Annotated in this window: 4 protein-coding genes and 1 pseudogene; 3 read left to right on the top strand and 2 right to left on the bottom strand. The window is 72.0% G+C overall.

Annotation, left to right across the window (positions count from 1 at the left end):
• Nucleotides 1-96: pseudogene (locus tag ACZ3YL_RS42330) on the bottom strand (electron transfer flavoprotein subunit beta); the annotation flags it as partial.
• Between the two features lie 372 nt (nt 97-468).
• Nucleotides 469-882 (bottom strand): thioredoxin family protein, encoded by a 414-nt coding sequence (locus ACZ3YL_RS42325; protein WP_188307598.1) that lies wholly within the window; start codon nt 880-882, stop codon nt 469-471.
• Between the two features lie 209 nt (nt 883-1091).
• Between ACZ3YL_RS42325 and ACZ3YL_RS42320 the strand changes: the two genes are divergently transcribed.
• From ACZ3YL_RS42320 to ACZ3YL_RS42310, 3 genes are all read left to right on the top strand, one after another.
• Nucleotides 1092-1517 (top strand): DUF4395 domain-containing protein, encoded by a 426-nt coding sequence (locus ACZ3YL_RS42320; protein ID WP_188307599.1) that lies wholly within the window; start codon nt 1092-1094, stop codon nt 1515-1517.
• A gap of 238 nt (nt 1518-1755) precedes the next feature.
• The gene (locus ACZ3YL_RS42315; protein ID WP_188307600.1) at nt 1756-2526 is read left to right on the top strand and encodes a lysophospholipid acyltransferase family protein; all 771 of its coding nucleotides are present in this window, start codon (nt 1756-1758) and stop codon (nt 2524-2526) included.
• 198 nt (nt 2527-2724) lie between these two features.
• Nucleotides 2725-4101, top strand: a complete 1377-nt coding sequence (locus tag ACZ3YL_RS42310) for a hypothetical protein (RefSeq protein WP_465663178.1) — start codon at nt 2725-2727, stop codon at nt 4099-4101.
• Nucleotides 4102-4198: the final 97 nt, after the last annotated feature.

Raw genomic sequence — 4198 nt, 5'->3', positions numbered from 1 at the left:
CACACCCTCCCGGTCGGTGGTGTGGTCGTCCGCGAAACGACGGTCACCCGTCGCGTCCGGCACGTACTTCACACAGACGACGATCCTCAAGCTCACGGCCTTGTCTCCTGTACTGGTCTCGTCCGGCGGCTGCGACGTGCAAGCGGGTGCGAACACGCCACGCACCCGCTCCGGGCAGCGAGTTTCCCGTGCCGGTCCGGAACTTCCTGGCAGCATACTCGCCGGTAGCTCAGTGGTCACTACTGGCCAGTAGCTTAGGGCGGGAGGTGCGCGCCGCCGCTTGCGCCCATCCTGCCCCAGCCGGGGGGCGGGTCCACCTCACGGGGCGGTGCGAACCGACGGCAAACGGGTAACGGATGACAGCGAACAGATTTCATCATCTGTTCGCTGTCATCCGTTATCTGTTACCTGTCATCTGCCACCGGTCATCCGCCGTCCCCGTCCCCGTCCCCGTCCAGCCCCCACGGATCACACCGCCTGGCCGAGCGCCGCGATCACGTCCGCCTTGCGTGGCATCCCCGCCGCCCGGCGCACCACCCGGCCCGCCGCGTCCAGCACCAGGACGGTCGGCGTCCGCAGCACCTCCAGCCGACGGACCAGCTCCAGCCGGGCCTCGGCGTCCAGCTCGACGTGCACGACCCCGTCCACCATCTCCGCCACCTCGGCGAGCACCCGCCGGGTGGCCCGGCACGGCTGGCAGAACGCGGTGGAGAACTGCACCAGGGTCGCCCGCTCACCGAGCGGCCCGCCCAGTTCCGACTCCGACAGCCGTACCGTCCCGTCCTTGGTGCGCACCCTCAGCCTCCCGTCACGCCCAGCCCTCAACAGCCCGAACGCGGTCGCCGCCGCCAGCACGACGACGCACACCAGCAGCCCGGTCATCCCTCCAGTCTGCGACAGCGCGGGCGGGCTCCGAAAGGGGTGGTCGACCTACCGACACCGGGCCCGTACGATCGGCGGGTGGACTCCGACCGCCCCTCCCCGCCGCTGCTGACCGTCCGTCGCGTCGTCGACCTGGGTCTGGCCACCACCGCCCGCTGTCGCTGACGCACCCCGCCGCAGCCGTCCGTCGCGACCCTCCCGGAGCCTCCTTGCAGACCGACCCCCGCGGTTCCCGCTTCGCCGCCGCACTCACCACCCTGGTGCTGGCCGCCGCCCTGATCACCGGCAGCGGCCTGCTGCTGGCCGCCCAGGCCGTGGTCTTCGTGCTCGGCGCGACCGGCGGCCCCCGACTGTCCCCGTACGGCTGGCTGTTCCACACCTTCGTCGCCCCGCGCCTGACGCCGCCCACCGCGACCGAGGACGAGCGCCCGCTGCGCTTCGCCCAGGGCGGCGGGGCGGTGTTCGCCACCGTGGGTGCCCTCGGCTACTTCACCGGAGTCACCTGGCTCGGCCTGCTGGCCGCCGCGTTCGCCCTGGCCGCGGCCTTCCTGAACGCCGCCTTCGGCTACTGCCTGGGCTGCGAGATCTACCCGATCGTCCGCCGGGCCCAGGGCCGGGTCGGCGCCGGGGCCTGAGCGCCGGCCGGTCACCGAGGGGCGGGAGACGGAAAAGTTCCGCTCCGGGTTCATCACCGAGATCACACCGCGAAAATCCGCTTGACCGCACGGCTCAGGTGACAGCAGGCACTCGTTCGGGGGATCATCTCCGTGTATCACCCGTGACCGCCGCGGCGTGCCGTGCTCCGGTCGGCTCCCGCGCACGGCTCGGGTACCCGTCGTACCGGGCCCCGGCCCGTGGAAGTCAGGACTGACCGTGGCAGAGTTCGTCTACCCGCCCGTCATCGGCGCCGCACTCACCGCCTTCCGTGCGCTCGACGTACGCATCAAGATCATCGGTGCCGAGCACATTCCCGCCAAGGGCGGAGCGGTGCTGGTCAGCAACCACATCAGCTACCTGGACTTCCTCTTCGCCGGCCTCGGCGCCTACCGCGGCGGGAAGCGCAAGACCCGCTTCATGGCCAAGGACGACGTCTTCCGGCACAGCATCTCCGGCCCGCTGATGCGCGGCATGAAGCACATCCCGGTCGACCGCACCGACGGCCAGCCCGCCTACGAGGCGGCCGTCCGCGCCCTCCGGGCCGGCGAGGTCGTCGGGGTCTTCCCCGAGGCGACCATCAGCCGTTCGTTCATGCTGAAGAAGTTCAAGACCGGCGCCGCCCGGATGGCCGCCGACTCCGGCACCCCGCTGCTGCCCGTGATCCTCTGGGGCACCCAGCAGCTCTGGACCAAGGGCCGTCCGAAGACCCTCACCAAGCGCCACGTCCCGGTGACGATCATGATTGGCGAGCCGATTCACCTGGTCCCGGGCGACAAGCCCGTGATGGTCACCAGAAAGCTGCGCGCCGCCATGAGCGAGATGCTCGACCGGGCCCAGCGCGAGTACCCGGGCAAGCCGTCCGGCCCCGAGGACTCCTGGTGGCTGCCCGCCCAGCTCGGCGGCACCGCGCCCACCCTGGAGGTCGCGGAGGCCGAGGACGAGGCAGAGGCCCTCGCCAAGGCCGAGCGCCGCGCCGCCCAGGGCTGACCCGCTCCCCGCCCGACCCGCCGTCTACTCCTGGTGACCGAGTGAACGCGATCCGTCGCGTGTCGCCCGGTCGCCGACGGCCCCCGTCTGACACAGTGACAGCTCCTTCCAGGGGCCTTCCTCCTGGACTCGTCACGCGTCCCTCCCACATCGGAGCCGCGGCACCCGTCGGAGCGGTCGGAAAGGTCGGATACGGAGATGGCACGGATCACCGGCACACGGCAGTCCCCCACCAGCAGCAAGGCCCGCACCCGCGCAACCGCCGGGGCGGGCCTCCTGCTTCTGGGCACCCTGCTCACCGGCTGCGGGGCCGAACCCGGCGACATCCCGCTGTCCGAGATCCGCCCGGAATCACCCACCGCCACCCCCGATCCGAGCCCGTCCGCGACCCCCGGTGTCGTCGGCGCCGCGAACGCCGAGGCCCACAACGGACTGATCGTCGGCCGGGCCTACACCGACGCCACCCGCACCACCAGTGCCATCGTCACCGTCGGCCCCGACGGCGCCGGCCAGCACCAGATCACCCAGCCGCCCGAGCGCGCCCGCGACGACCGCCCCGACTGGTCCCCCGACGGCGCTGCCGTCGCCTTCGACCGCACCGACCCCCAGACGGGCACGGCCCGCCTCTGGACGGTCTCCCCCAGCGGCGACAACGCCCACCAGATCAGCCAGCTCTGCGACACCAGCAGCGCCACCGCCGACTGCGCCAACGAGGACGAACGCGCCCCCGCCTTCTCCCCGGACGGCAAACAGCTCGCCTTCAGCCGCTCCTGGGGCGCCCTCGACCAGGCCCACAACAACCAGGTCCAGTACTCGGACCTCTACCTGATGAGCCCCGACGGCACCAATGTCCAGCGGCTCACCTTCCTCACCAACGACAAGCCCTACTCCGGCGCCATCAGCAACCCCAGTTGGTCGCCCGACGGCAAGCAGCTCACCTTCGAGTACCGCACCAGCGCCACCGCACAGCCCGCCAACAGCCGCGCCATCTACGTCGTCAGCGCGGACGGCACCGGCCTGCGCCAGCTCACCCCCTGGGAACTGCGGGCCGGGGACCGCGCGGCCTGGTCCCCCGACGGCACCCAGATCCTCTTCACCACCCACCCGGCCGGCCCCGACAACGCCCCCGGCGGCGGCATCTACACCGTCCACCCCGACGGCACCGCCATCGGCGCCCTCACCCCCGCCCCGTCCACCGCCTTCTACGGCTCGGCCGCCTACGCGCCCGACGGCAAGTCGATCGTCTTCGCCCAGGCGCCCGCGGGCTCCGGCGCGGACCTGTACAGCATGCGGCCGGACGGTACGGGCGTCGCCCGGCTCACCAACAGCGCGGACAAGTGGCTCGACCGGCCGTCCTGGGGAACGGCGGCAGTGCCCGCGGCCCAGGCGCCCCAGGCCGACACCCCGTCGGCGGCCGGTTCGGCAGACCCGTCGGCCCCGGCGACATCGGCCGGAGCGACGCCTTCCGGTGGGGCAATGCCTTCCAAGGCCCCCACCGCTGGGGCGACGCCGGCCCAGGCCCAGGGGCAACCGAAGACCGACGACGACCAGCCGCAGGGCGGCGACGACAACTGAGCGGAAATGCGAAAAGCCCCTGATCCGTAAGGATCAGGGGCTTTTCTGAAGAATTGTTCGGCGGCGTCCTACTCTCCCACAGGGTCCCCCCTGCAGT

The organism is Kitasatospora sp. NPDC023176, from assembly GCF_055560495.1.
The sequence above is the reverse complement of the archived record's forward strand: the minus strand, read 5'-3'. Positions and strand labels throughout refer to the sequence as shown.